Raw genomic sequence first — 24,257 nt, forward strand, 5'->3', positions numbered from 1 at the left:
GGGCGGTTTGACCCGCCCACATTTTTTCCGTAGTCCCTTTGATCCCTTTCATCATCCTGATGAATCGCATCCTGCGATGTCCTTGGCCTCCATCCGTGAAAGCCTGTGTCAGTCCGTAGACACAGTTCAGATACTAGTCCTTGCAGCCGTTGCAGCAACCGGTCAAAGCTCTCAAAAAGCTGCTGAAACCTGACTGAAACAAACAAAATAATCATTAATTATCAATTAGTTATAAAAAAGCGCACGGTAAAAACGGCAACGATTTACTAGCGCATACTGCGATGACTTACATAACGGGTAAGCGAAGGCTTACATCGAAAAGTGCAGCACCAACGCTGGCTGAAGCTTTTGCCTAAACCAACATGATTCCGTGGAAGCAGTAGGAAACATTTCTCGACCCGTCGCAGCGCCGGCACAAACAAAAACGCCCCGGCCAAGCCGAGGCGTTCCTTGTTGCGAGCCGGTTACTGGAACAGCGACTCGCTGGACAGGCCGTTCTTCTCGAGGATCTCCCGCAGGCGCTTGAGGCCCTCGACCTGGATCTGGCGAACCCGTTCACGGGTCAGGCCGATCTCCAGGCCAACGTCCTCAAGAGTGCTGCTCTCGTGCCCGCGCAGGCCAAAGCGGCGAATGACCACCTCGCGCTGCTTGTCGGTCAACTCGCTCAGCCACTGGTCGATGCTCTGGGACAGGTCATCGTCCTGCAGCAGCTCGCAAGGATCGGTGGGACGGTCGTCGGTCAGGGTGTCGAGCAGGGTCTTGTCGGAATCCGGCCCCAGGGATACATCCACCGAGGAGACCCGCTCGTTGAGCCCAAGCATGCGCTTGACTTCACCGACCGGCTTTTCCAGGAGGCTGGCGATCTCTTCCGGGGACGGTTCGTGATCGAGCTTCTGGGTGAGTTCCCGCGCAGCGCGCAGGTAGACGTTGAGTTCCTTGACCACGTGGATGGGCAAGCGAATGGTACGGGTCTGGTTCATGATCGCCCGTTCGATGGTTTGCCGGATCCACCAGGTGGCGTAGGTAGAGAAACGGAAACCACGTTCAGGGTCGAACTTCTCGACCGCGCGGATCAACCCCAGGTTGCCCTCTTCGATCAGGTCGAGCAGCGACAGCCCCCGGTTCACATAACGCCGGGCGATCTTCACCACCAGACGCAGGTTGCTCTCGATCATGCGCTTGCGCCCGGCAGGATCGCCACTTTGCGACAACCGCGCAAAGTGCACCTCTTCCTCTGGCGAGAGCAAAGGCGAGAAACCGATTTCATTGAGATACAACTGGGTCGCATCAAGTGCCCGAGTGTAATCGATGTACTTGTGCTGTTTGAGCGTAGAGCCTTGTTTAGCCCTGGTCCGAACCGAAGATACAGCAGGTTCGTCTGACACCACATCCGTTTCCAATACGATGCCCGTCTCCATCAGGAGCACTTCATCGTCGATGTCAAACTCCGGCACTTCTTTACTGAGAGCCATTGTTATAGTCCTTTGCTGAGTTCGAACTCAGACTCGAGCGACGCCCTTATCCCTGGCAACGCTGGAGCCTGTCCCCTCTACGCGAGGAACAGGCCGGGTACTAGCAATCAACGACGCGGCAGGAACTGCAGCGGATCAACAGGTTTGCCCTGGCGGCGAATCTCAAAATGCAGCTTCACCCGGTCCGTGCCCGTGGAACCCATTTCTGCAATTGTCTGCCCAACTTTGACCTGCTGTCCCTCCCGAACCAAAAGCCTGCGGTTGTGACCGTAGGCACTGACGTAGGTATCGCTGTGTTTGATGATTACCAACTCGCCGTAGCCCCGCAAGCCACTTCCGGCATAGACCACCGAACCATCAGACGCAGCAAAAACAGGCTGTCCCAAATCACCGGCGATATCAATGCCTTTATTCAAACTACCGTTTGAAGCGAATTTACCGATCAACACACCGCTGGCTGGCCACGCCCAGCCGCCCACTGCGCGCTCTGCCGCAGGCACCTGGGCTGGCGCCGTGGCCGTGACGACCGGGGCTGGCGGCGGCGGACTGGCCGGCGTAGCCGAAGGCGCCGGTGCCGGCGCCGGGGTGCTCGAATTTGTCGCAGGGGCCCCGACGGGACGCTTGATGATCGTGGTCTTGCTCGAGGAGGACGGCGAGCTGCTCACCACCGTGGTGCTGGTGCCGGTGCTGGCCGGCGTGCTCGAACGCCCGTCGAAGCGGATCGCCTGGCCCGGGCGGATGGTATAGGGCGCGACGATGCCGTTGCGTGCGGCCAGGGCCTTGTAGTCCCAGCCGTAGCGAAAGGCGATGGAGTACAGGGTGTCGCCGGGGCGAACCACGTACTGGCCGCTGGTGACGGCCAGGCGCTTGGGCTTCGACGCACTGCGGTCGGCCACCGGGGCGCTGTTGGAAGACGTGCTGGAGCAACCTGACACCATTGTGCCCAGGGCAATTGCAATCACCAGAAGCTTGAAGCTCGAAAAATCCCTGCGCTGCCGAATGATTGTGTGACCCACCCGCCGCTCCCTCTCTTGGTGACCGCTATGAAAATGCAATATTGTTGCAATTATAACCGAGTGCATGCCCCTTGCGGATACCGGGCATTGGCGCACATCCAGCCCGCCAGATAGACAGGACAATAGCGAAGGAATTCGCCCGCGGCGAAAATAATCCTGCTCAGGCCAACGGGCCGGGGAGCAAGGGCACGAAGCGTACCGCGCCCATCACCCGCCGCGAGAACCCTTGCTCTTCACGCACGATCAGCATCAGGTGCTGGGTTTCGCCCGCCGGCCCCACCGGAATGACCAGGCGCCCGCCCGGGGCGAGCTGGTCGAGCAGGGCCTGGGGCACTTCCGGCGCCACGGCCGTGACGATAATGCCGTTGTACGGCGCCAGCGCCGGCCAGCCTTCGCAGCCGTCGCCCCAGCGAAACACCACGTTGCGCAGGTTGAGTTCGCTCAGGCGCTCCTTGGCGCGGTCCTGCAGGACCTTGATCCGCTCCACCGAGAACACCCGCTCGACCAGTTGCGCAAGGATGGCGGTCTGGTAGCCCGAACCGGTGCCAATCTCCAGCACCTTGTCCAGGGGGCCTGCCTGGAGCAGCAGTTCGCTCATGTGGGCGACCATGAACGGCTGGGAGATGGTCTGGTTGTTGCCGATCGGCAGCGCCGTGTCTTCATAGGCCCGGTGCGCCAGTGCCTCGTCGACGAACAGGTGGCGCGGCGTGCGACGCAGCACATCGAGGACCTTGGGGTTGGACACCCCTTCTTCGATCAGTCGCTGAATCAGTCGCTCACGGGTTCGCTGCGAGGTAAAACCGATACCATGGCGCATCAGATCCTCCTGTTCACGCATCAGAGCAACTCCTCCAGCCAGCCATCCAGACGCTCGAAGGCGTCGTTGAAGGTGCGGTCAAGCTGCAACGGGGTGATCGAGACGTAGCCCTGCATCACTGCATGGAAATCCGTGCCCGGGCCACCGTCCTCGGCGTCTCCGGCCACAGCGATCCAATAACCTTCCTTGCCCCTGGGATTGACCACTTTCGTCGGTGCCGCCGCCCGGGCGCGATGCCCCAGGCGAGTCAACTTGACGCCGCGGATATGCTCCAGCGGCAAGTTGGGGATGTTCACGTTGAGCACGGTTCGCGGCGGCAGTTCCAGGCTCCCGTGGGCTTCAACCAGCTTGCGCGCGAAATAGGCGGCGGTCGGCAGGTTGTCCGGCAAGCGCGAAAGCAGCGAGAAGGCGAACGAAGTGCCCCCCAGGAAACGCCCCTCCAGTGCGGCGGCCACTGTACCTGAGTACAGCACATCATCGCCCAGGTTGGCGCCCAGGTTGATCCCCGAGACCACCATGTCCGGCGTCTGCTCAAGCAGGCCGTTGAGCCCCAGGTGCACGCAGTCGGTCGGCGTGCCGTTGAGGCTGATGTAGCCGTTGGCCAGGGTCTGCGGGCACAAAGGTCGGTCGAGCGTCAACGAACTGCTGGCGCCGCTCTTGTCTTGATCCGGGGCGATGACCACACAATCGGCATAGTCCGCCAGCGCGGCATGCAGCGCGGCGATTCCGGGTGCGGTGACCCCGTCGTCGTTCGAAATCAGAATACGCATGGGCTGTCCGTCTGCCCCGCCGACACCAGATCAACCAGCTCGCGCACCACGACGGTGGCAAAGCATCCGGCCGGAAGGACGAATTCAAGTTGCAGAATATCAGGCTCGGGATAATGCCACGTCAGACCAGCAATGGGCAGTCGCAGGATGCGACGTTCGTGACTCATGCCCGCCCGCGCCAACCACTGGCACAAGGATGCATGTTGCTCGCCGATGCGTTGCTCCAGTTCACCCGGCACGCCCGTGGCTGGCGAAGCACCCTCGCCCCACAACGGGCCGGTGGGGTGCAGGTCGAGGATGGCCAGGCGCGGGTCGGTGCATTCGGCTTCACCGGCCGGGAAAAAGCTGCGGCTGTCGGTGAAGGCCAGCAGGTCGCCGACCTGGGCGGTGTTCCAGTTGCCCTCGGCAACGCGCTGGGCCAACGCCTGGTTGAACAGGTAACTGCGCGCGCTGGACAGTAGTCGTGAGCGCACATTGCGCTGCTCCGGCAGTGCTTGGCGGGCAGCCCAGTCGCGGGCGTCATGGATGTTGCCACCGTCATGGCCGAAGCGCTGGGTACCGAAATAGTTGGGCACGCCCTGGCGGCGCAGTTGCTCAAGACGGGCGTCGAGCGCTGCTTTTTCGGCATTCAGGCCGGTCAGGCGCAGGGTGAAGCCGTTGGCCGAATGCGCGCCGCGTTGCAGCTTGCGCGAGTGCCGGGTGCGCTTGAGGATGCTCAGGGTCTCGTTCTCGGCGGCCGCCAGGTCCGGGTCGGCCTTGCCCGGCAGGTGCAGGCTGAACCATTGGCGGGTCAAGGCCTGGCGGTCCTTGAGGCCGGCATAGCTGATGTTGCGCAGCGGCACGCCGGCGGCACGGGCCAGGCGGCGGGCGGCTTCCTCGGTGTTGAGGTCGCGCTTCTCGACCCACAGCCACAGGTGCTCGCCATTGCCGGACAAGGGAATATCGAGGACTTCATCGACCTGGAAGTCTTCTGCCGTGGCCTTGAGGATCGCACTGCCCAGTGCCGGACCCGATGCGCGCGGGCCCAGGAGTTCCAGTTCGGTCATGCTGGCAGCAACAAGGCGACGGCGTGGACGGCGATGCCTTCTTCACGGCCGGTGAAGCCAAGCTTCTCGGTGGTGGTGGCCTTGACGTTGACCTGGTCGAGTTCGACCTGCAGGTCTTCGGCGATCAGCTGGCGCATGGTGTCGATGTGCGGAGCCATCTTCGGCGCCTGGGCCACGATGGTGGCGTCGACGTTGCCGACCTTCCAGCCCTTGGCCTGGACGATCTTGAGCACATGGCGCAACAGCACGCGGCTGTCGGCGCCCTTGAACTGCGGATCGGTATCCGGGAAATGCTTGCCGATGTCACCCAGCGCAGCGGCGCCCAGCAGCGCATCGCTCAGGGCGTGCAGCAGCACGTCGCCGTCGGAGTGGGCCAGCAAGCCGAACTTGTGCGCAATGCGCACCCCACCCAAGGTGATGAAATCGCCGTCCGCGAAGCGGTGCACATCGTAGCCGTGGCCAATACGCATAAAAAAACGCCCTGATTGAGTCAGGGCGTGATTCTACCTGCTTTGCCGGGCCTTGGGCTTATTTGTAGGACAACCCCTACAACAAACCCAGGGCCACACCATGATGACGCAGATGCTCGTCGATGTAGCTGGCGATGAAGTAGTAGCTGTGGTCATAACCGGGCTGCAGGCGCAGTTCCAGCGGATGACCCGCCGCCTTCGCCGCCTGGACCAGGGCCTGGGGCTTGAGCTGAGTCTCGAGGAAATCATCCCGGTCGCCCTGGTCCACCAGCAGCGGCAGACGCTCCGCTGCCTCGGCGATCAGCACACTGGCATCCCACTCGCGCCAGCGCGTCCGGTCTTCTCCCAGGTAACGGGAGAAGGCCTTCTGGCCCCAGGGGCAATCCATCGGGTTGCTGATCGGCGCGAACGCCGACACCGAACGGTAGCGCCCCGGGTTGCGCAATGCGCAGACCAGCGCACCGTGCCCGCCCATGGAATGACCACTGATACCGCGGCGATCGGAAGCGGGGAAATGCGCCTCGACCAGTGCCGGCAGCTCCTGCACCACGTAGTCATGCATGCGGTAGTGCTGGGCCCAGGGCTGTTCACTGGCATTGAGGTAGAAGCCCGCGCCCAGGCCGAAGTCCCAGGCGCCGTCGGGGTCGCCCGGTACCTGGGGGCCACGGGGGCTGGTGTCGGGCGCGACGATGATCAACCCAAGCTCGGCGGCGAGCTTGTGCGCGCCGGCCTTCTGCATGAAATTCTCGTCGGTGCAGGTCAGGCCGCTGAGCCAGTACAGCACCGGCAGCTTGTCGCCCTGCTCGGCCTGCGGTGGCAGGTAGACGGCGAACACCATGTCGCAACCGAGCACCTGGGAGCGATGCCGGTAGCGCTTGTGCCAGCCACCGAAGCTTTTCTGACAGGAGATGTTTTCCAGGCTCATGGCAAACCTCAGAAGTGGATGACGCTGCGAATGCTCTTGCCTTCGTGCATCAGGTCGAACGCCTTGTTGATGTCTTCCAGGCCCATGGTGTGGGTGATGAAGGTATCCAGCGGGATCTCGCCCTTCTCGGCCATTTCCACGTAGCTCGGCAACTCGCTGCGACCGCGCACGCCACCGAAGGCCGAACCGCGCCAGACGCGACCGGTCACCAGCTGGAACGGACGGGTAGAGATTTCCTGGCCGGCACCGGCGACACCGATGATCACCGACTCGCCCCAGCCCTTGTGGCAGCATTCCAGGGCGGCGCGCATCAGTTGCACATTGCCCACGCATTCGAAGGAGAAGTCCACGCCGCCATCGGTGAGGTCGACGATGACTTCCTGGATCGGACGGTCGTAGTCCTTCGGATTGACGCAGTCGGTGGCGCCCAGTTGCCGGGCGATCTCGAACTTGCCCGGGTTGATGTCCACGGCAATGATGCGCGAGGCCTTGGCCTTGACCGCACCGATGATTGCCGACAGGCCGATGCCGCCCAGGCCGAAGATGGCCACGGTATCGCCCGGCTTGACCTTGGCGGTATTGAGCACTGCACCGATGCCGGTGGTGACGCCACAGCCGAGCAGGCAGACCTTCTCCAGCGGGGCTTCTTTCTGGATCTTGGCCACGGAGATTTCCGGCAGCACGGTGTACTCGGAGAAGGTCGAGGTGCCCATGTAGTGGAACAACTGCTGGCCCTTGTAGGAGAAGCGCGTGGTGCCGTCAGGCATCAGGCCCTTGCCCTGGGTGGCACGGATCGCCTGGCACAGGTTGGTCTTGCCGGAGCGGCAGAATTTGCACTGGCCGCACTCGGGGGTGTACAGCGGGATCACATGATCGCCCACGGCGACCGAGGTCACGCCCTCGCCGATCGCCTCGACGATGGCACCGCCTTCGTGGCCGAGGATCGACGGGAAGATACCTTCCGGGTCAGCACCGGACAGGGTGTAGGCGTCGGTATGGCAGACACCGCTGGCGACAACGCGCAGCAGCACTTCGCCAGCCTTGGGCATGGCCACGTCGACTTCGACGATCTCCAGCGGTTTCTTGGCCTCGAAGGCAACAGCGGCACGGGACTTGATCATCAATCTTCTCCAGCAAGGGGTCAGTTCAAGCCCGAAGTGTAATTCATCGCCATTTGATGAATAATCCAGGCGAAGACAAAACATTATTGCCATACAGGGATAATCAATGAGCAGTCGCTGGGAAGGCATCGACGAATTCGTTGCCGTCGCTGAGTCGGGCCAGTTCACCGCCGCAGCCGATCGGCTCGGGGTGTCGTCGTCGCACATCAGCCGCCAGATCGCCCGCCTGGAAGACCGCCTGCAGACCCGCCTGCTCTATCGCAGCACGCGCAAGGTGACCCTGAGCGAAGCCGGGCAGGCCTTCCTGCAGCATTGCCAACGCCTGCAGGACGGTCGCGAGGAGGCCCTGCGCGCCATTAGCGACCTGACCAGCGAACCCAAGGGCCTGCTGCGCATGACCTGTGCGGTGGCCTATGGCGAGCGTTTCATTGCGCCGTTGGTGACCCGCTTCATGGCGCTGTACCCGCAGCTGCGGGTGGACATCGAACTGAGCAACCGCACCCTGGACCTGGTGCACGAAGGCATGGACCTGGCGATCCGCCTGGGCCGCCTGCAAGACTCGCGGCTGGTGGCCACCCGCCTGGCGCCGCGGCGCATGTACCTGTGTGCTTCGCCGGCCTATCTGGAACGCTATGGCCGGCCCCATAGCCTGTCGGAACTGGCCCGGCACAATTGCCTGATTGGCAGCTCGGACAGCTGGGCGCTGTTGCAGGATGGGCGCGAGCAGGCCCTGCGGGTGCAGGGCAACTGGCGTTGCAACAGCGGGCAGGCAGTGCTGGATGCCGCCTTGCAGGGTATGGGCTTGTGCCAGTTACCGGACTACTACGTGCTCGAGCACCTCAAGACCGGCGCCCTGGTGTCATTGCTCGATGCCCACCAGCCACCCAACACGGCGGTGTGGGCGCTGTATCCGCAGCAGCGGCATTTGTCGCCGAAGGTGCGCAAGCTGGTGGAGTATTTGCGAGAGGGGTTGGCGGGGTTGCCCGAGTATCGAGGGACCTAGAAACGCATCGCGGGGCAAGCCCGCCCTACAGGGTGGGAGCGGGCTTGCCCCGCGAAAAGGCATTCAGCCGCGCTTGGCCCAGCGCTGGCGCAACCACTCCAGGTCTTCCGGGCGGGTGACCTTGATATTGTCGCTGCGTCCTTCGATCAGGCGTGGCGCCTGTCCGGCCCATTCGATCGCCGAGGACTCGTCGGTAATCGCCACATCGGCCACCAGGCTGTCGGCCAGGGCCCTGTGCAAGGCACCCAGGCGGAACATCTGCGGGGTGTAGGCTTGCCACACCGTGCTGCGGTCGATGGTGGCGCTGACCCGGCCATTGGCATCGGCACGCTTGAGGGTATCGCGGGCCGGCACCGCCAGCAGGCCGCCGACCGGATCGTCGGCAAGCTCGGCCAGCAGGCGATCGAGGTCGCTGCGCGCCAGGTTCGGCCGGGCGGCATCGTGCACCAGCACCCAGTCGCTGTCGGCTGCGCCCTGGGCGTGCAGCAGCAACAAGGCATTGAGCACCGAGTCGGCACGTTCGCGGCCGCCTTCGGCACGCTGGATGCGTGGATCACCGGCACAGCGCAAGCCCGGCCAGTACGGATCGTCAGCGGCAACGCTGACCACCACCCCTTTGACGCAGGGATGGTCGAGAAAACAGTCGAGGCTATGCTCGAGGATGGTCTGTCGACCCAGTTGCAGGTACTGCTTGGGACGGTCGGCAGCCATGCGGGCACCAACGCCCGCGGCGGGAATCACGGCCCAGAAGGCCGGCAAGGTCTGGTTCATTGGGCAAGCTGGTAGAGGGTTTCGCCCTCCTTGACCATTCCCAGTTCATGGCGAGCCCGTTCTTCGACGGTTTCCATACCTTTCTTCAACTCCAGTACTTCAGCGTCAAGCACGCGGTTACGCTCCAGCAAGCGCTCGTTTTCAGCGTGCTGGTCGGCAATCTGTTGCTTGAGTTCGGTGACATGGGCCAGGCTGCCGTTGCCCACCCACAGGCGATACTGCAGGCCACCGAGCAGCAGGAGCAGGACGAGGAACAACCAATAGGGACTGCGCATCAGGGTATCCAGTGGAAATAGACCGCCATTTGTGCAGGGCTCTGATGGCACGAAGCCTGGCCGAAGCCAGGCTTTGTGCATACAGACCTGCTGCATCAGGCTACCGAACTGTCAGTATGGCTGTTCGGTAATCCTTGGCTGCTGTCTTTTTACCATCTCTTGCTTAGCCGCGAAACTCGGCACGGCCACGGTACACAGCCTTGCTGCCCAGTTGCTCTTCGATACGCAGCAGTTGGTTGTACTTGGAAACGCGGTCGGAACGGCACAGCGAACCGGTCTTGATCTGGCCGGCAGCGGTACCCACGGCCAGGTCGGCAATGGTCGAGTCTTCGGTTTCGCCCGAACGGTGCGAGATCACCGCAGTGTAACCGGCAGCCTTGGCCATCTGGATGGCTTCCAGGGTTTCGGTCAGCGAGCCGATCTGGTTGAACTTGATCAGGATCGAGTTGCCGATGCCTTTCTCGATGCCTTCCTTGAGGATCTTGGTGTTGGTCACGAACAGGTCGTCACCGACCAGCTGTACCTTGGTGCCGATCTTGTCGGTGAGGATCTTCCAGCCAGCCCAGTCGGACTCGTCCAGGCCGTCTTCGATCGAGATGATCGGGAAGCGCTCGGTCAGGCCTTTGAGGTACTCGGCGAAACCTTCGGCGTCGAACGACTTGCCTTCGCCGGACAGGTTGTACTTGCCGTCTTCGTAGAACTCGGAAGCCGCGCAGTCCAGGGCCAGGGTCACGTCGGTGCCAAGCTTGTAGCCAGCGTTGGCCACGGCTTCGGCGATGGCCGCCAGGGCATCTTCGTTGGAGGTCAGGTTAGGAGCGAAGCCACCTTCGTCACCGACGGCAGTGTTCAGGCCACGGGCCTTCAGTACAGCTTTGAGGTGATGGAAAATCTCGGTGCCCATGCGCAGGCCGTCGGAGAAGGTCTTGGCGCCAACTGGCTGAACCATGAACTCCTGGATATCGACGTTGTTGTCGGCGTGCTCGCCGCCGTTGATGATGTTCATCATCGGCACAGGCATCGAGTACTGGCCAGGGGTGCCGTTGAGGTTGGCGATGTGCGCGTACAGCGGCAGGTCCTGGTCCTGTGCAGCAGCCTTGGCGGCAGCCAGGGAAACGGCCAGGATGGCGTTGGCGCCCAGCTTGGCCTTGTTCTCGGTACCGTCCAGTTCGATCATGGCGCGGTCCAGGGCTTTCTGGTCCAGTGGGTCCTTGCCCAGCAGCAGGTCACGGATCGGGCCGTTGATGTTGGCAACGGCCTTCAGCACGCCCTTGCCCATGTAACGGCTCTTGTCGCCATCACGCAGCTCCAGCGCTTCGCGCGAGCCAGTGGAAGCACCGGACGGCGCGCACGCGCTGCCGATGATGCCGTTGTCGAGCAGTACGTCCGCTTCCACGGTGGGGTTGCCACGCGAATCGAGAACTTCACGACCTTTGATGTCGACGATCTTTGCCATTGTTGTAAGCACTCCAGAATTGACGAAAACAACGCAACTTAGGGAATTCTTGCCGTTCGCCGGGCGGGTTTGCAGAAGGCAGGCCGGGCGAAGGGAGCCCCTGACCGACAGGTCAGGGGTTGGAACGGGCGGTACTTTACCCGAGAAATGAGCTTTACGCGGTTTCTACCGTCGGAAAACTTTTCACCAGGTCGTCCAGTTGCTTGAGCTGGGCCAGGAATGGCTCCAGCTTGTCCAGGCGCAGGGCGCAAGGACCATCGCACTTGGCGTTGTCCGGGTCCGGGTGGGCTTCGAGGAAAAGCCCGGCCAGGCCCTGGCTGAGGCCCGCCTTGGCCAGGTCGGTGACCTGGGCACGACGGCCACCGGCGGAGTCGGCGCGACCACCCGGCATCTGCAGGGCGTGGGTCACGTCGAAGAACACCGGGTATTCGAATTGCTTCATGATGCCGAAGCCGAGCATATCCACTACCAGGTTGTTGTAACCGAAGCTGGAACCACGCTCGCAGAGGATCAACTGGTCGTTACCGTTTTCCTCGCACTTGTTCAGGATGTGTTTCATTTCCTGGGGCGCGAGGAACTGGGCCTTCTTGATGTTGATCACTGCACCGGTCTTGGCCATGGCCACGACCAGGTCGGTCTGGCGCGAAAGGAACGCCGGCAGCTGGATCACGTCGCAGACCCTGGCCACGACCGCGGCCTGGGCCGGCTCGTGGACATCGGTGATGATCGGCACACCGAAGGTGCGCTTGATCTCTTCGAAGATCTTCATCCCCTCCTCCAGGCCCGGGCCACGGTAGGAATGGGTCGACGAACGGTTGGCCTTGTCGAAGCTGGCCTTGAACACGTAAGGGATACCGAGTTTCTCGGTAACCCGCACGTACTCTTCGCAGACCTTCAGGGCCAGGTCACGGGATTCCAGCACGTTCATGCCGCCGAACAGGACGAACGGCTTGTCGTTGGCGATCTCGATGTTACCGACGCGGACGATCTTCTGGGTCATAGATCAGGCCTTGTTCTTTTGAGCCAATGCCGCCTTGACGAAGCCGCTGAACAGCGGATGGCCGTCACGCGGGGTCGAGGTGAACTCTGGGTGGAACTGGCAAGCGACGAACCACGGATGATCCTTGGACTCGACCACTTCGACCAGCGCGCCATCTTCGGAACGACCGGAAACTACCAGGCCGGCTTCGATCAGCTGCGGCAGCAGGTTGTTGTTCACTTCGTAGCGGTGACGGTGACGCTCGGTGATCACGTCCTTGCCGTAGCAGTCGTGAACCTTGGAGCCGGCGACGATCTGGCAGTCCTGCGCGCCCAGGCGCATGGTGCCGCCCAGGTCGGAGGCTTCGGTACGGGTCTCGACCGCGCCGGTGGCGTCAGCCCACTCGGTGATCAGGCCAACGACCGGGTGGCCGCTGTTGCGATCGAACTCGGTGGAGTTGGCGTCTTTCCAGCCCATCACGTTACGGGCGAACTCGATCACGGCCACCTGCATGCCCAGGCAGATGCCCAGGTACGGGATCTTGTTCTCACGGGCGTATTGCACCGCGGTGATCTTGCCTTCCACGCCGCGCAGGCCGAAACCGCCCGGTACCAGGATGGCGTCGGCGCCTTCCAGCAGGCCGGTGCCCTGGTTCTCGATGTCTTCGGAATCGATGTAGCGCAGGTTGACCTTGGTACGGTTGGTGATGCCGGCGTGGCTCATCGCTTCGATCAGCGACTTGTACGCATCCAGCAGCTCCATGTACTTGCCGACCATGGCGATGGTCACTTCCTGCTCGGGGTTGAGCTTGGCGTCGACGACCTTGTCCCACTCGGACAGGTCGGCGCTGTTGCACTGCAGGCCGAAGCGCTCGACGACGAAGTCGTCCAGGCCCTGTGCGTGCAGCACGCCAGGAATCTTGTAGATGGTGTCGACGTCTTCCAGCGAAATCACCGCACGCTCTTCAACGTTGGTGAACAGCGCGATCTTGCGACGCGACGAGGCATCGACCGGGTGGTCGGAACGGCAGATCAGCACGTCAGGCTGCAGGCCGATGGAGCGCAGCTCCTTGACCGAGTGCTGGGTCGGCTTGGTCTTGGTCTCGCCAGCGGTGGCGATGTACGGGACCAGGGTCAGGTGCATCAGCATGGCGCGCTTGGAGCCCACTTCGACGCGCAGCTGGCGGATGGCTTCGAGGAACGGTTGCGACTCGATGTCACCCACGGTACCGCCGATTTCCACCAGGGCCACGTCGGCATCGCCGGCGCCCTTGATGATGCGGCGCTTGATCTCGTCGGTGATGTGCGGGATGACCTGGATGGTCGCGCCCAGGTAATCACCACGGCGCTCCTTGCGCAGCACGTGCTCGTAGATACGGCCGGTGGTGAAGTTGTTGTTCTGGGTCATGGTCGTGCGGATGAACCGCTCGTAGTGGCCCAGGTCCAGGTCGGTCTCGGCGCCGTCGTGGGTGACGAACACTTCACCGTGCTGGAACGGGCTCATCGTGCCCGGGTCGACGTTGATGTACGGGTCCAGCTTGAGCATGGTGACCTTGAGCCCCCGCGCCTCCAGGATGGCCGCCAATGAAGCCGAGGCAATGCCTTTCCCCAATGAAGAAACAACACCGCCCGTGACGAATATGTAGCGCGTCATGAAAAACCCTAGAAGTCTGCGTTAAAGCGGTCTGCGCCGCCGGGGAAAGCGAAGGAAGGCCGAAGCCCCCGATCACCTGCGTCAATCACAGTGCATCTTAAAAAACTGCCGCGTCTGGACAGACCGGGGGTAAAAAACCCGGTAAGGAGCTCGCTAAACATTTTTAGAATCGCCCAGCAAAAAACTGCTTGGTAATCGGCAACTCCTGTGATTTCGGGGAAGCCACAGAAGCTGTATCAAGAAGGGAGCGTAGTCTACCCGAATGTGCCTTTCATCTCAAACCTTGCGCGCTCGTCGGCACACACCAGTGCAATTGCCAGTCGCCCTGGCTCAGGCCGGGCAGGTTGGCCACGGCCAGTAACTGCTCGCCGCAATAGAGCAGCGGCAGGCGCGTCCGGACGAACTGCGGAACCTGCAGCTCGTTGAGCAGGCGCTTGAGGTCACGCTGGCCGCGACCGCTGATCGAAAGGCGCTCACCGCCCTGGCGGTAGGCGATATGCAAGGGCCCCTGCGGCAACGTGCCGCTGAGGGTTACGCTGCCGTTATGGGCCAGTTTCAGTGATTCGGCCGGGTCCGCCCACACCTGGTGACCTACCGGAACCCTCAGCCAGTCGCCAGCCAGCCACCAGATACGTTCGTTGCTGCGATGCAGTTCGCCGTCGGTCAGCCCCCACAGTGGCCGTCCGTCGGATGCGGCATCTCGCAAGCTCTCCCAGCCGGCCCAGTGGCGGGTATCAGGCAAGCGGGTACGTTGCGCCAGCCAGTACTGCAAGGCATTGCGCTGGCGTGCAGGAGAAAGCTCGCGCAGCACATCCAGGTCCAGCGACGCCAGCCCAAGCCAGTCGAATCGGCTCGACGTCGTGGCCCGCGCCAGGTCCTCGCGGGCCACTTCATCCAGTAGCCCCTGGGCCTCGCCCAGGTGCTCGGCGCTGCGTGCCAGGCTCTGCGCAGCCTGGGGCCAGCGCTGCAGCAGCGCCGGGAAGACCTGGTGACGGAGGAAATTGCGGGCGTAATGCGTGTCGCTGTTGGACGGGTCTTTGATCCAGGCCAGGCCGTGCTCCTCGGCATAGGCTTGTACATCCCGGCGCGCAACATCGAGCAAAGGACGAACCAATACGCCCTGCCCCAGCGGACGCTGTCCGGGCATCGCGCCCAGGCCGCGCAATCCGGCGCCGCGCAGCAGGCGAAACAACAGGGTTTCGGCCTGGTCTTCGCGGTGCTGGCCGGTGAGCAAGACTTCCCCTGCCAGCAACGCCTTGGCAAAGGCGCCATAACGGGCCTCACGGGCGCCCTGTTCGAGACTGGCGCCAGGGGCGACCTGGACGTGGATGACGCGCAGTTCGACGCCCAGATCGTCGCACAGCCGCTGGCAATGGGCCGGCCAGGCGTCAGCCGCGGCTTGCAAGCCGTGGTGGATGTGAATGGCGCGGATCGGGGGTAGCGGGCGCTTGTGTGACAACTGAGCCAGCAGGTGCAACAGGACCGTGGAGTCCAGGCCGCCGGAGAGGGCGACGCACCAGGCGGGGGCGTTGAGCCAGGGGGTAAGTCGTGAGTAGAGGTCGATCATCAGGGGCGCCCCTTTGGCGAGCGCTTTGCGCTCGATCGCAGGCTTCGCCAGCTCCCACAGGGTTCACTGTGGGAGCCGGCAGCGCCGGCGATGGGCTCAGATCAGAGCCCGTAGCTCATCAGGCGGTCATAGCGGCGCTTGAGCAGCGCGTCGTTGTCGAACTTCTTGAGCATGTCCAGCTGTTCGATCAGGTCACCGCGGATGCTTGCCGACATTTTTGCCGGATCGCGGTGCGCGCCACCCAGTGGCTCGGCGATGACCTTGTCGACGATGCCCAGGCCTTTCAGGCGCTCGGCGGTGATGCCCATGGCCTCGGCGGCATCGGCAGCCTTCTCGGCGGTCTTCCACAGGATCGAGGCGCAGCCTTCCGGCGAGATCACCGAGTAGGTGGAGTACTGCAGCATGTTCAGCTGGTCGCACACGCCGATGGCCAGTGCACCACCGGAGCCACCCTCACCGATGACGGTGGCGATGATCGGGGTTTTCAGGCGGGCCATGACGCGCAGGTTCCAGGCGATGGCTTCGCTCTGGTTGCGCTCTTCGGCGTCGATGCCCGGGTAGGCGCCCGGGGTGTCGATGAAGGTCAGGATCGGCATCTTGAAACGCTCGGCCATTTCCATCAGGCGGCAGGCCTTGCGGTAGCCTTCAGGACGCGGCATGCCGAAGTTGCGGCGGACCTTCTCGCGCACTTCACGGCCTTTCTGGTGACCGATGACCATCACCGGCTTGTCGTCCAGGCGAGCGATGCCGCCAACGATCGCGGCGTCGTCGGCAAAGTGGCGGTCGCCGTGCAGTTCGTCGAACTCGGTGAAGATGTGGTCGATGTAGTCCAGGGTGTACGGACGACGTGGATGACGGGCCAGGCGGGCGATCTGCCAGCTGGTCAGGTTGCCGAAGATGCTTTCGGTCAGGGTGCTGCTCTTGTCTTGCAGACGGGCGATTTCATCGCCGATGTTCAGCGCGTTGTCATTGCCGACCAGGCGCAGCTCTTCGATCTTGGCTTGCAGGTCAGCGATCGGCTGTTCGAAATCCAGGAAATTCGGGTTCATAGGCATCCGTCTTGGGTCTACGGCCAGGCGGCCGGCCGGTTGATCCGTGTGGCGCCCTACCTTAAGGGATCAGGCGCATTCAGGTCGAGATTAAAAATTCATCGATATTGCAAAAAGACGTTCTCACGCCCGAACTGGTCACGCAGGGCCTGAATCAGACCATCAGCCGGGTCGATACTCCAGCTTTCGCCGAACTGCAGCATGGCCTTGGCATCATTGCCGGTGTACTCCATGGTAATCGGGCAGGCGCCGCGATGGCGCTTGAACAGTTCGCCCAGCCAGTTCAGCCGGTCGCCCTTGAGGGCGTCGGCATGGACCTTCAGGCGCAGGCTTTCGGCCAGGTTGGTGCGGGCATCTTCCATGCTCATCACCCGCTTGACCCGCAGGCGCAGGCCGCCGGAGAAGTCATCGTTGCTGACCTCGCCCTCGACCACCACCATGGCGTCGGTCTGCAGCAACGCCTGGTTGGCCATGAAGGCATCGGCGAACAGTGACGCCTCGATACGCCCGGAGCGGTCATCGAGGGTGACAAAGCCCATCTTGTCGCCCTTCTTGTTCTTCATCACCCGCAGGGCAATGATCATCCCGGCCACGGTCTGGGTGTCGCGCGCAGGCTTCAGGTCGATGATGCGCTGGCGGGCGAAACGACGGATCTCACCTTCGTACTCGTCGATCGGGTGACCGGTCAGGTACAGGCCCAGGGTGTCCTTCTCACCGCGCAGGCGCTCCTTGAGTGTCAGCTCACGGGTATTGCGGTGGTTGGCATAGACGTCGGCATCTTCTTCGACGAACAGCCCGCCGAACAGGTCGGCGTGACCGCTGTCGGCGGTGCGCGCGGTTTGCTCGGCGGCCTTGATCGCTTCTTCCATGGCGGTCAGCAACACCGCGCGGTTGCGGTCGATGTTGGCCTGGTAGGCCTTGAGCTCGTCATGGAAGAACGGCCCCAGGCGATCCAGGGCGCCGCTGCGTACCAGGGCATCGAGGGTCCGCTTGTTGATGCGCTTGAGGTCGACCCGATCGCAGAAGTCGAACAGGTCCTTGAACGGACCGGCCTGGCGCGCTTCGACGATGGCCTCCACCGGCCCCTCGCCCACGCCCTTGATCGCGCCCAGGCCATAGACGATACGACCGTCGTCGTTGACCGTGAACTTGAAGTCGGAGGTGTTCACATCCGGCGCATCGAGGCGCAGCTTCATGCTGCGCACTTCCTCGATCAGGGTCACGACCTTGTCGGTGTTGTGCATATCCGCCGACAGTACCGCCGCCATGAACGGCGCCGGGTAGTGGGTCTTGAGCCAGGCGGTCTGGTACGACACCAGGCCATAGGCGGCGGAGTGGGATTTGTTGAAGCCGTAGCCGGCGAATTTTTCCACCAGGTCGAAAATGTTACCCGCAAGGTCGGCATCGATGCCGTTGCTGGCGCAACCTTCGATGAAGCCGCCGCGCTGCTTGGCCATTTCCTCGGGCTTTTTCTTACCCATGGCCCGGCGCAGCATGTCCGCACCACCGAGGGTGTAGCCGGCCATGACCTGGGCGATCTGCATCACCTGCTCCTGGTACAGGATGATGCCGTAGGTCGGCGCCAGTACCGGCTGCAGGCCTTCGTACTGGTAGTCGGGATGCGGGTAGGCCAGCTCGGCGCGGCCGTGCTTGCGGTTGATGAAGTCGTCCACCATGCCCGATTGCAGCGGGCCTGGACGGAACAGCGCCACCAGTGCGATCAGGTCTTCCAGGCAGTCGGGCTTGAGCTTCTTGATCAGCTCCTTCATGCCCCGCGATTCAAGCTGGAATACCGCCGTGGTTTCGGCCCGCTGCAACAGCTCGTAGGTTTTCCTGTCATCGAGCGGGATGAAGTCGATGTTCACATCCGCCAGGCCCAGCTTGGCCTGTTCGCGGTTGATGGTCTCCATCGCCCACTTGATGATGGTCAGCGTCCGCAGGCCGAGGAAGTCGAACTTCACCAGGCCCGCGGCTTCGACGTCATCCTTGTCGAACTGGGTTACCAGGCCGCCGCCCTCTTCGTCACAGGCGATCGGCGAGAAGTCGGTGAGCTTGGTCGGCGCGATGACCACACCACCGGCGTGCTTGCCGGTACCGCGGCAGACACCCTCGAGCTTGAGGGCCATGTCCCAGATTTCCTTGCCGTCCTCATCGCTCTTGAGGAAGTCGCGCAGCACTTCCTCCTGCTCGTAGGCCTTTTCCAGGGTCATGCCGACTTCGAACGGAATCATCTTCGACAGGCGGTCGGCCAGGCCGTAGGACTTGCCCTGGACCCGCGCCACGTCACGCACCACCGCCTTGGCGGCCATGGTGCCGAAGGTGATGATCTGGCTCACCGCATTGCGCCCGTAGGCATCGGCCACGTACTCGATCACCCGGTCGCGACCATCCATGCAGAAGTCGACGTCGAAGTCGGGCATCGATACCCGTTCCGGGTTGAGGAAACGTTCGAACAGCAGGTCATAGGCCAGCGGGTCGAGGTCGGTAATCTTCAGCACATAGGCCACCAGCGAGCCGGCACCCGAACCCCGGCCCGGTCCTACCGGCACGCCGTTGTTCTTGGCCCACTTGATGAAGTCCATAACGATCAGGAAGTAACCGGGGAAGCCCATCTGGATGATGATATCCAGCTCGAACTTCAGGCGGTCGAGGTAGACCTGGCGCTTTTCTTCGTAGTTGGGCGTGGTTTCCTTGGGCCAGAGCACGGCCAGGCGCTCTTCCAGGCCTTCGTGGGAGACATGCCGCAGGTAGTCGTCGATCCCCATGCCGTTCGGGGTCGGGAAGTCGGGCAGGAAGTGCTTGCCCAGTTGTACCTGGATGTTGCAACGCTTGGCGATCTCGACGGTGTTGGCAATGGCGTCGGGCAGGTCGCTGAACAGCTCGGCCATTTCTTCCGGGCTTTTCAGGTACTGCTGGTCGCTGTAGTTGCGCGAACGGCGCGGGTCGTCCAGGGCCCGGCCTTCGCCGATGCACACGCGGGTTTCGTGGGCATCGAAGTCCGATTGCTTGATGAAGCGCACATCGTTGGTCGCCACCAGCGGCGCGCCCAGCTTGTCGGCCAGGGCCACGGCGGCGTGCAGGTATTCTTCGTCGCCGGCGCGATTGGTGCGCTGCACTTCGACGTAGAAGCGATCAGGGAACATCGTCATCCAGTCGCGCAGCAGGGCTTCGGCTTCTTCACCGTTGCCGTTGAGCAAGGCCATGCCGATATCGCCCTCGCGGGCCGCCGACAGGGCGATCAGGCCCTCGCTGGCCGGGGCGATCCACTCGCGCTCGATGATCACCAGGCCATTGCGCTGGCCATCGACCCAACCCCGCGAGATCAACTCGGTGAGGTTGCGATAGCCCTTGGCGTCCATGGCCAGGAAGCAGATGCGCGACAGCGGCGCGTCCGGATCGCCATTGCTCAGCCACAGGTCGGCGCCGCAGATCGGCTTGATCCCGGCGCCCATGGCGTTCTTGTAGAACTTGACCAGCGAGCACATGTTGCTCTGGTCGGTGACCGCCACCGCGGGCATGTTCATCGACGCCAGTGCCTTGCCCAGCGGCTTGATCCGCACCAGGCCATCGACCAGCGAGTATTCGGTGTGCAGGCGAAGATGAACGAAAGAAGCCGACATGATGGTCCTATAGCAGCACAAAACAACAAGGCCCGGATTGTACCGGGCCTCGATCAAAACATCAGCCAGCGCAGGGTGATCCTGACTGCTGGCACCCGCCGCCAGCCGTCAGGCCAGGGCAAACCCGCCGTCCAGTGCTTCGCGGGCCTCGTAGGCCGCTCGCACCGGCGCAAACGAGCGCCGGTGGATTGGCGTCGGCCCCAGGCGCGCCAGGGCTTCCAGGTGGGTGGGCGTCGGGTAGCCCTTGTGGCCGCCGATGCCATAACCCGGATAGATCGCCTCGAACGCCGCCATTTCGCGGTCACGGGTGACCTTGGCCAGGATCGAGGCGGCAGCAATCGCCGGCACCTTGCTGTCGCCCTTGACCACCGGCTCACAGGGCACCGCCAGTTTCGGGCAGCGATTGCCGTCGATCAGGGCCAGCTTGGGGGTAACGCTCAAGCCTTCTACGGCGCGCTGCATAGCCAGCATGGTGGCATGCAGGATGTTCAGTTCGTCGATCTCTTCGACTTCGGCACGGGCGATGCAGAAGCTCAGGGCTTTTTCGCAGATTTCGTCGAACAGCTTCTCACGACGCGCTTCGGTGAGCTTCTTGGAGTCATTCAGGCCAAGGATCGGCCGCTGCGGATCAAGAATCACCGCCGCGGTCACCACGGCGCCGCACAGCGGGCCACGGCCGACTTCATCGACGCCGGCAACCAGGTCGTCGACCAGGGTAAAGTCCAGTCCCATTTGCATCTATCGGCTTTCCAGCAGGGCCAGCACCGCTTCGGCTGCCTGGTTGGAGGCATCGCGGCGCAGGGTACGGTGAATCTGGTCAAAGCCTTCGGTCTGCTGCGCCCCGCCTTCGACCAGCGGCGCCAGGGTCCGGGCCAGGGCGTCGGGGGTGGCCGCCTCCTGCAGCAACTCGGGCACCAGCATGCGCTGGGCCAGGAGGTTGGGCAGGGACACATAAGGGCTTTTGACCAGTCGTTTGAGAATCCAGTAGGTGAGCGGCGCCAGGCGGTAGGCGACCACCATCGGGCGCTTGAACAGCAGCGCTTCCAGGGTCGCGGTACCTGAGGCGATCAGCACCGCATCACAGGCGGCCAACGCCTGGTGCGAACGACCGTCGAGCAGGGTCAGGGGCAGGTCACGACCTGCCAGCATCTGTTCCAGCTGGGCGCGACGCTCGGCATTGGCACACGGCGAAATGAACCGAACTCCCGGCACCAGCGCCTGCAATTGCTGGGCGGTGTCGAGGAACAAGGCACCCAGGCGCCCGACTTCGCCACCCCGGCTGCCCGGCATCAAGGCCACCAGCGGCCCGTCACCCAGGCCCAGTTGCTCGCGGGCAGCGGCGCGATCGGCCTCCAGTGGGATGCTGTCGGCCAGCGGGTGGCCGACAAAACGCACCGGTACGCCCTGTTCTTCGTAGAACCTGGCCTCGAAAGGGAACAAGGTCAGCATCAGGTCGCAGCCTTCGCGGATCTTCAGCACACGTTTCTGCCGCCAGGCCCAGACCGAGGGGCTGACGTAGTGCACGGTCTTGATCCCGGCCTTGCGCAGGTTCAGCTCGATATTGAGGGTGAAATCCGGGGCGTCGATGCCGATGAACACATCAGGGCGTTCGTCGATCAGCGTCTGGATCAGCAATTTGCGCCGCTTGAGCAGCTCGCGCAGCCGCCCCAGTACCTCGACCAGGCCCATGACCGCCAGGCGCTCCATGGGGAAATACGAGACCAGGCCTTCAGCCTGCATCAGCGGCCCGCCGACACCGATAAAGCGTACCTGGGGATGGCGCGCCTTGAGCGCACGCATCAACCCGGCACCCAGGATATCGCCGCTGGCCTCACCCGCCACCAGCGCTACACAGAGTTCAGCCATGATCAGCGCGTGATGCCGCGGGTGGAGTTCTGGATCGACTTGAGGAACACGTCGACTTCAGGGAACTGCGACGCCGGTTCTGCCAGGTCGGCAATGGCCTGTTCGACCGTCAGACCCTGGCGATAGACCACCTTGTAGGCGCGACGCAGGGCATGGATGGCGTCTTCGCTGAAGCCGCGACGACGCATGCCCTCGAAGTTCATGCTGCGCGCTTCGGCAGGGTTGCCGAACACCGTGACGAAGGCCGGCACGTCCTTGCCGATGGCGGTACCCATGCCGGAGAAGCTGTGGGCGCCGATATGGCAGAACTGATGCACCAGGGTGAATCCGGAGAGGATCGCCCAGTCGTCGACGTGCACATGACCGGCCAGGGCGGTGTTGTTGACCAGGATGCAATGATTGCCGATGACACTGTCGTGACCGATATGGGCATAGGCCATGATCAGGTTGTGATCGCCCAGGGTGGTTTCCGAGCGATCCTGCACGGTGCCACGGTGGATGGTCACGCCTTCGCGGATGACATTGTGATCGCCGATCACCAGTCGCGTGGGCTCACCCTTGTACTTGAGGTCAGGGGTGTCTTCGCCTACCGAGGAAAACTGGTAGATCCGGTTGTGCTTGCCGATACGGGTCGGACCCTTGAGGATCACATGCGGACCGATGACGGTCCCCTCCCCGATCTCGACGTCCGGACCGACGATAGACCAAGGGCCGACCTCGACACCGTCGGCGATCTTTGCCGAAGGATCGATGATTGCCCGAGGGTCAATCAAACTCATAGTTTACGTTCCGCGCAGATGATCTCGGCCGAGCATACCGGCTTGCCGTCGACCGATGCCTGGCATTCGAATTTCCAGATCTGGCGCTTGCAGCTGATGAACTTGGCTTCGAGGATCAACTGGTCGCCCGGCAGCACTGGCTGACGGAAGCGCAGCTTGTCGGAGCCGACGAAGTAGTACAGGGTACCGTCCGCCGGTTTCACGTCGAGCATCTTGAAGCCAAGGATACCGGCCGCCTGGGCCATGGCTTCGATGATCAGCACGCCCGGCATGATCGGGTGCGCGGGGAAGTGACCATTGAAGAACGGTTCGTTGATGCTGACATTCTTGTAGGCACGAATGCGCTGGGCCTCGACATCCAGGTCCACTACCCGGTCCACCAACAGGAACGGGTAACGGTGAGGCAGGTATTCGCGAATCTCGTTGATGTCCATCATTTCGGGGGGAAGCCTGTAGTAAAGATAGGGAGCGCCCGCTTTTGCCCGGCGCTCCTTTTGCAAATCAAAAGAGCCAGCCTTCGGCTATTCACTCTCGATCAGGAAATGGTATCAGCCTTCTGATGAAGGCTGGCCGCCCGAGGTCACGACCTCGACACGCTTTTCCAACTGTTGTAGGCGTTTCGCCATCTCGTCGAGCTGGCGAATCCGCGCGGCGCTCTTGCGCCATTCACCCAGCGTCTGCATTGCCGTACCGGAAGAATAGGCACCGGGCTCGGTGATCGAGCGGGTGACCATGGTCATGCCGGATACGAAAACGCCGTCGCAGACATCGATATGCCCTACCATGCCGACACCGCCGGCGATGGTGCAATGCTTGCCAATCTTGGTACTGCCGGAAATGCCGACACAGGCCGCCATGGCCGTGTGATCGCCGACCTGCACGTTATGGGCGATCTGGATCTGGTTGTCCAGCTTGACCCCGTCGCCGATCCGCGTGTCGGCCAGTGCGCCACGGTCAATTGCAGTGTTCACGCCGATTTCGACATCGTCGCCGATGCTCACGCCACCGATCTGGGCGATCTTCTGCCAGACGCCCTTCTCATTGGCAAAACCGAAGCCTTCACCGCCAATCACCGCGCCGGACTGGATCACTACCCGCTTGCCGATACGCACATCGTGATACAGCGTTACCCGCGGCGCCAGCCAGCCGCCCTCGCCGATCACGCAACGCGCGCCGATGAAGCAGTGGGCACCGATGGTCACGCCCGGGCCGATCTGCGCACCGCTCTCGATCACCGCAAAGGCGCCGACACTGGCACCGCCATCCACCTGGGCATCGCTGGCAACCACGGCGCTGGGATGAATTCCCGCTACAGCCCTGGGCTTTGGATCGAACAGGTGGGAGATGCGTGCGTAGGCGAGGTACGGATCGGGAACGATCAGTGCGTTACCGGCGAACCCTTCGGCGTCGGCAGCCTTGAGCAGCACGGCGGCCGCATGGCTGCCTTCGAGGTACTTGCGGTACTGGGGGTTGGCAAGAAAGCTCAACTGCCCCGCGCCAGCTTCCTGAAGGGTTGCCAGGCCAGTGATTTCCAGCTCCTCGGGCCCCTTGAGGGTGGCCCCGAGGAACTCGGCCAGCTGACCGAGTTTCATGGTCGCAGTCATG

Annotated in this window: 22 protein-coding genes; 1 reads left to right on the top strand and 21 read right to left on the bottom strand. The window is 62.9% G+C overall.

The annotated features are described in order from the left end of the window. Positions 1-464: 464 nt before the first annotated feature. The 8 genes from rpoS to M2D63_RS09585 form a co-directional block, all read right to left on the bottom strand. Positions 465-1,472 carry an RNA polymerase sigma factor RpoS gene (gene rpoS, locus M2D63_RS09550; protein WP_038613944.1) on the bottom strand — a complete coding sequence of 336 codons (1,008 nt, stop codon included), beginning with the start codon at positions 1,470-1,472 and terminating at the stop codon, positions 465-467. A gap of 107 nt (positions 1,473-1,579) precedes the next feature. Continuing rightward, positions 1,580-2,488: a peptidoglycan DD-metalloendopeptidase family protein gene (locus tag M2D63_RS09555; protein ID WP_285862628.1), complete on the bottom strand. Its 909-nt coding sequence runs from the start codon at positions 2,486-2,488 to the stop codon at positions 1,580-1,582. Positions 2,489-2,648: 160 nt separating this feature from the next. Continuing rightward, entirely contained in the window at positions 2,649-3,326 is a 678-nt protein-coding gene (locus tag M2D63_RS09560; RefSeq protein WP_285862629.1) for a protein-L-isoaspartate(D-aspartate) O-methyltransferase, read from the bottom strand. Continuing rightward, positions 3,326-4,075: a 5'/3'-nucleotidase SurE gene (gene surE / locus M2D63_RS09565; RefSeq protein ID WP_285862630.1), complete on the bottom strand. Its 750-nt coding sequence runs from the start codon at positions 4,073-4,075 to the stop codon at positions 3,326-3,328. Before surE ends, M2D63_RS09560 begins: the two co-directional genes overlap by 1 nt. After that, positions 4,063-5,121: a tRNA pseudouridine(13) synthase TruD gene (gene truD, locus M2D63_RS09570; RefSeq protein WP_285862631.1), complete on the bottom strand. Its 1,059-nt coding sequence runs from the start codon at positions 5,119-5,121 to the stop codon at positions 4,063-4,065. The genes surE and truD overlap by 13 nt, the downstream gene beginning before the upstream one ends. Then, positions 5,118-5,591 carry a 2-C-methyl-D-erythritol 2,4-cyclodiphosphate synthase gene (gene ispF / locus M2D63_RS09575; RefSeq protein WP_285862632.1) on the bottom strand — a complete coding sequence of 158 codons (474 nt, stop codon included), beginning with the start codon at positions 5,589-5,591 and terminating at the stop codon, positions 5,118-5,120. Before ispF ends, truD begins: the two co-directional genes overlap by 4 nt. A gap of 76 nt (positions 5,592-5,667) precedes the next feature. After that, positions 5,668-6,516 carry an S-formylglutathione hydrolase gene (gene fghA / locus M2D63_RS09580; RefSeq protein ID WP_285862633.1) on the bottom strand — a complete coding sequence of 283 codons (849 nt, stop codon included), beginning with the start codon at positions 6,514-6,516 and terminating at the stop codon, positions 5,668-5,670. An 8-nt stretch (positions 6,517-6,524) separates the two neighbouring features. Continuing rightward, a complete protein-coding gene (locus M2D63_RS09585) occupies positions 6,525-7,637 on the bottom strand; it encodes an S-(hydroxymethyl)glutathione dehydrogenase/class III alcohol dehydrogenase (RefSeq protein ID WP_285862634.1) in 1,113 nt (370 codons plus the stop codon). 106 nt (positions 7,638-7,743) lie between these two features. On the opposite strand from M2D63_RS09585, the gene M2D63_RS09590 reads away from it, so the two are divergent. Further along, positions 7,744-8,640, top strand: a complete 897-nt coding sequence (locus M2D63_RS09590) for a LysR substrate-binding domain-containing protein (RefSeq protein WP_285862635.1) — start codon at positions 7,744-7,746, stop codon at positions 8,638-8,640. Between the two features lie 63 nt (positions 8,641-8,703). Here M2D63_RS09590 and ispD read toward each other — a convergent pair whose 3' ends face one another. From ispD to lpxD, 13 genes are all read right to left on the bottom strand, one after another. Then, complete coding sequence (ispD, locus tag M2D63_RS09595; protein ID WP_285862636.1) at positions 8,704-9,411, bottom strand: 2-C-methyl-D-erythritol 4-phosphate cytidylyltransferase; 708 nt, start codon at positions 9,409-9,411, stop codon at positions 8,704-8,706. Further along, positions 9,408-9,686: a cell division protein FtsB gene (ftsB, locus tag M2D63_RS09600; protein WP_038613966.1), complete on the bottom strand. Its 279-nt coding sequence runs from the start codon at positions 9,684-9,686 to the stop codon at positions 9,408-9,410. The genes ispD and ftsB overlap by 4 nt, the downstream gene beginning before the upstream one ends. A gap of 163 nt (positions 9,687-9,849) precedes the next feature. Then, complete coding sequence (gene eno, locus M2D63_RS09605; RefSeq protein WP_285862637.1) at positions 9,850-11,139, bottom strand: phosphopyruvate hydratase; 1,290 nt, start codon at positions 11,137-11,139, stop codon at positions 9,850-9,852. A 154-nt stretch (positions 11,140-11,293) separates the two neighbouring features. After that, positions 11,294-12,139 (bottom strand): 3-deoxy-8-phosphooctulonate synthase, encoded by an 846-nt coding sequence (gene kdsA, locus M2D63_RS09610; protein WP_285862638.1) that lies wholly within the window; start codon positions 12,137-12,139, stop codon positions 11,294-11,296. Between the two features lie 3 nt (positions 12,140-12,142). After that, on the bottom strand, positions 12,143-13,771 hold the full coding sequence (locus tag M2D63_RS09615; RefSeq protein ID WP_285862639.1) for a CTP synthase: 1,629 nt from the start codon (positions 13,769-13,771) through the stop codon (positions 12,143-12,145). 271 nt (positions 13,772-14,042) lie between these two features. After that, a complete protein-coding gene (tilS, locus tag M2D63_RS09620; protein ID WP_285862640.1) occupies positions 14,043-15,338 on the bottom strand; it encodes a tRNA lysidine(34) synthetase TilS in 1,296 nt (431 codons plus the stop codon). A gap of 101 nt (positions 15,339-15,439) precedes the next feature. Continuing rightward, the gene (locus M2D63_RS09625; RefSeq protein WP_285862641.1) at positions 15,440-16,387 is read right to left on the bottom strand and encodes an acetyl-CoA carboxylase carboxyltransferase subunit alpha; all 948 of its coding nucleotides are present in this window, start codon (positions 16,385-16,387) and stop codon (positions 15,440-15,442) included. 98 nt (positions 16,388-16,485) lie between these two features. Then, positions 16,486-20,007 (bottom strand): DNA polymerase III subunit alpha, encoded by a 3,522-nt coding sequence (gene dnaE / locus M2D63_RS09630; RefSeq protein WP_285862642.1) that lies wholly within the window; start codon positions 20,005-20,007, stop codon positions 16,486-16,488. Positions 20,008-20,115: 108 nt separating this feature from the next. Beyond that, positions 20,116-20,745 (bottom strand): ribonuclease HII, encoded by a 630-nt coding sequence (gene rnhB / locus M2D63_RS09635; protein ID WP_285862643.1) that lies wholly within the window; start codon positions 20,743-20,745, stop codon positions 20,116-20,118. Continuing rightward, the gene (lpxB, locus tag M2D63_RS09640; RefSeq protein ID WP_285862644.1) at positions 20,746-21,873 is read right to left on the bottom strand and encodes a lipid-A-disaccharide synthase; all 1,128 of its coding nucleotides are present in this window, start codon (positions 21,871-21,873) and stop codon (positions 20,746-20,748) included. A gap of 2 nt (positions 21,874-21,875) precedes the next feature. Then, a complete protein-coding gene (lpxA, locus tag M2D63_RS09645) occupies positions 21,876-22,652 on the bottom strand; it encodes an acyl-ACP--UDP-N-acetylglucosamine O-acyltransferase (protein ID WP_285862645.1) in 777 nt (258 codons plus the stop codon). Continuing rightward, positions 22,649-23,089: a 3-hydroxyacyl-ACP dehydratase FabZ gene (fabZ, locus tag M2D63_RS09650; RefSeq protein WP_038613986.1), complete on the bottom strand. Its 441-nt coding sequence runs from the start codon at positions 23,087-23,089 to the stop codon at positions 22,649-22,651. The genes lpxA and fabZ overlap by 4 nt, the downstream gene beginning before the upstream one ends. A 111-nt stretch (positions 23,090-23,200) precedes the next feature. Beyond that, the gene (gene lpxD, locus M2D63_RS09655; protein ID WP_405309597.1) at positions 23,201-24,256 is read right to left on the bottom strand and encodes a UDP-3-O-(3-hydroxymyristoyl)glucosamine N-acyltransferase; all 1,056 of its coding nucleotides are present in this window, start codon (positions 24,254-24,256) and stop codon (positions 23,201-23,203) included. Between the last annotated feature and the right edge of the window lies 1 nt (position 24,257).

The organism is Pseudomonas sp. BJa5 (assembly GCF_030272875.2).
Lineage (GTDB): Bacteria > Pseudomonadota > Gammaproteobacteria > Pseudomonadales > Pseudomonadaceae > Aquipseudomonas.

What these genes read in the sequence shown, in the direction of transcription:
- rpoS (WP_038613944.1), bottom strand. Translation starts at nt 1,472, where the DNA reads ATGGCTCTCAGTAAAGAAGTGCCGGAGTTTGACATCGACGATGAAGTG.
- M2D63_RS09560 (WP_285862629.1), bottom strand. Translation starts at nt 3,326, where the DNA reads ATGCGTGAACAGGAGGATCTGATGCGCCATGGTATCGGTTTTACCTCG.
- surE (WP_285862630.1), bottom strand. Translation starts at nt 4,075, where the DNA reads ATGCGTATTCTGATTTCGAACGACGACGGGGTCACCGCACCCGGAATC.
- truD (WP_285862631.1), bottom strand. Translation starts at nt 5,121, where the DNA reads ATGACCGAACTGGAACTCCTGGGCCCGCGCGCATCGGGTCCGGCACTG.
- ispF (WP_285862632.1), bottom strand. Translation starts at nt 5,591, where the DNA reads ATGCGTATTGGCCACGGCTACGATGTGCACCGCTTCGCGGACGGCGAT.
- fghA (WP_285862633.1), bottom strand. Translation starts at nt 6,516, where the DNA reads ATGAGCCTGGAAAACATCTCCTGTCAGAAAAGCTTCGGTGGCTGGCAC.
- M2D63_RS09585 (WP_285862634.1), bottom strand. Translation starts at nt 7,637, where the DNA reads ATGATCAAGTCCCGTGCCGCTGTTGCCTTCGAGGCCAAGAAACCGCTG.
- M2D63_RS09590 (WP_285862635.1), top strand. Translation starts at nt 7,744, where the DNA reads ATGAGCAGTCGCTGGGAAGGCATCGACGAATTCGTTGCCGTCGCTGAG.
- ispD (WP_285862636.1), bottom strand. Translation starts at nt 9,411, where the DNA reads ATGAACCAGACCTTGCCGGCCTTCTGGGCCGTGATTCCCGCCGCGGGC.
- ftsB (WP_038613966.1), bottom strand. Translation starts at nt 9,686, where the DNA reads ATGCGCAGTCCCTATTGGTTGTTCCTCGTCCTGCTCCTGCTGCTCGGT.
- eno (WP_285862637.1), bottom strand. Translation starts at nt 11,139, where the DNA reads ATGGCAAAGATCGTCGACATCAAAGGTCGTGAAGTTCTCGATTCGCGT.
- kdsA (WP_285862638.1), bottom strand. Translation starts at nt 12,139, where the DNA reads ATGACCCAGAAGATCGTCCGCGTCGGTAACATCGAGATCGCCAACGAC.
- M2D63_RS09615 (WP_285862639.1), bottom strand. Translation starts at nt 13,771, where the DNA reads ATGACGCGCTACATATTCGTCACGGGCGGTGTTGTTTCTTCATTGGGG.
- tilS (WP_285862640.1), bottom strand. Translation starts at nt 15,338, where the DNA reads ATGATCGACCTCTACTCACGACTTACCCCCTGGCTCAACGCCCCCGCC.
- M2D63_RS09625 (WP_285862641.1), bottom strand. Translation starts at nt 16,387, where the DNA reads ATGAACCCGAATTTCCTGGATTTCGAACAGCCGATCGCTGACCTGCAA.
- dnaE (WP_285862642.1), bottom strand. Translation starts at nt 20,007, where the DNA reads ATGTCGGCTTCTTTCGTTCATCTTCGCCTGCACACCGAATACTCGCTG.
- rnhB (WP_285862643.1), bottom strand. Translation starts at nt 20,745, where the DNA reads ATGCAAATGGGACTGGACTTTACCCTGGTCGACGACCTGGTTGCCGGC.
- lpxB (WP_285862644.1), bottom strand. Translation starts at nt 21,873, where the DNA reads ATGGCTGAACTCTGTGTAGCGCTGGTGGCGGGTGAGGCCAGCGGCGAT.
- lpxA (WP_285862645.1), bottom strand. Translation starts at nt 22,652, where the DNA reads ATGAGTTTGATTGACCCTCGGGCAATCATCGATCCTTCGGCAAAGATC.
- fabZ (WP_038613986.1), bottom strand. Translation starts at nt 23,089, where the DNA reads ATGATGGACATCAACGAGATTCGCGAATACCTGCCTCACCGTTACCCG.
- lpxD (WP_405309597.1), bottom strand. Translation starts at nt 24,256, where the DNA reads ATGACTGCGACCATGAAACTCGGTCAGCTGGCCGAGTTCCTCGGGGCC.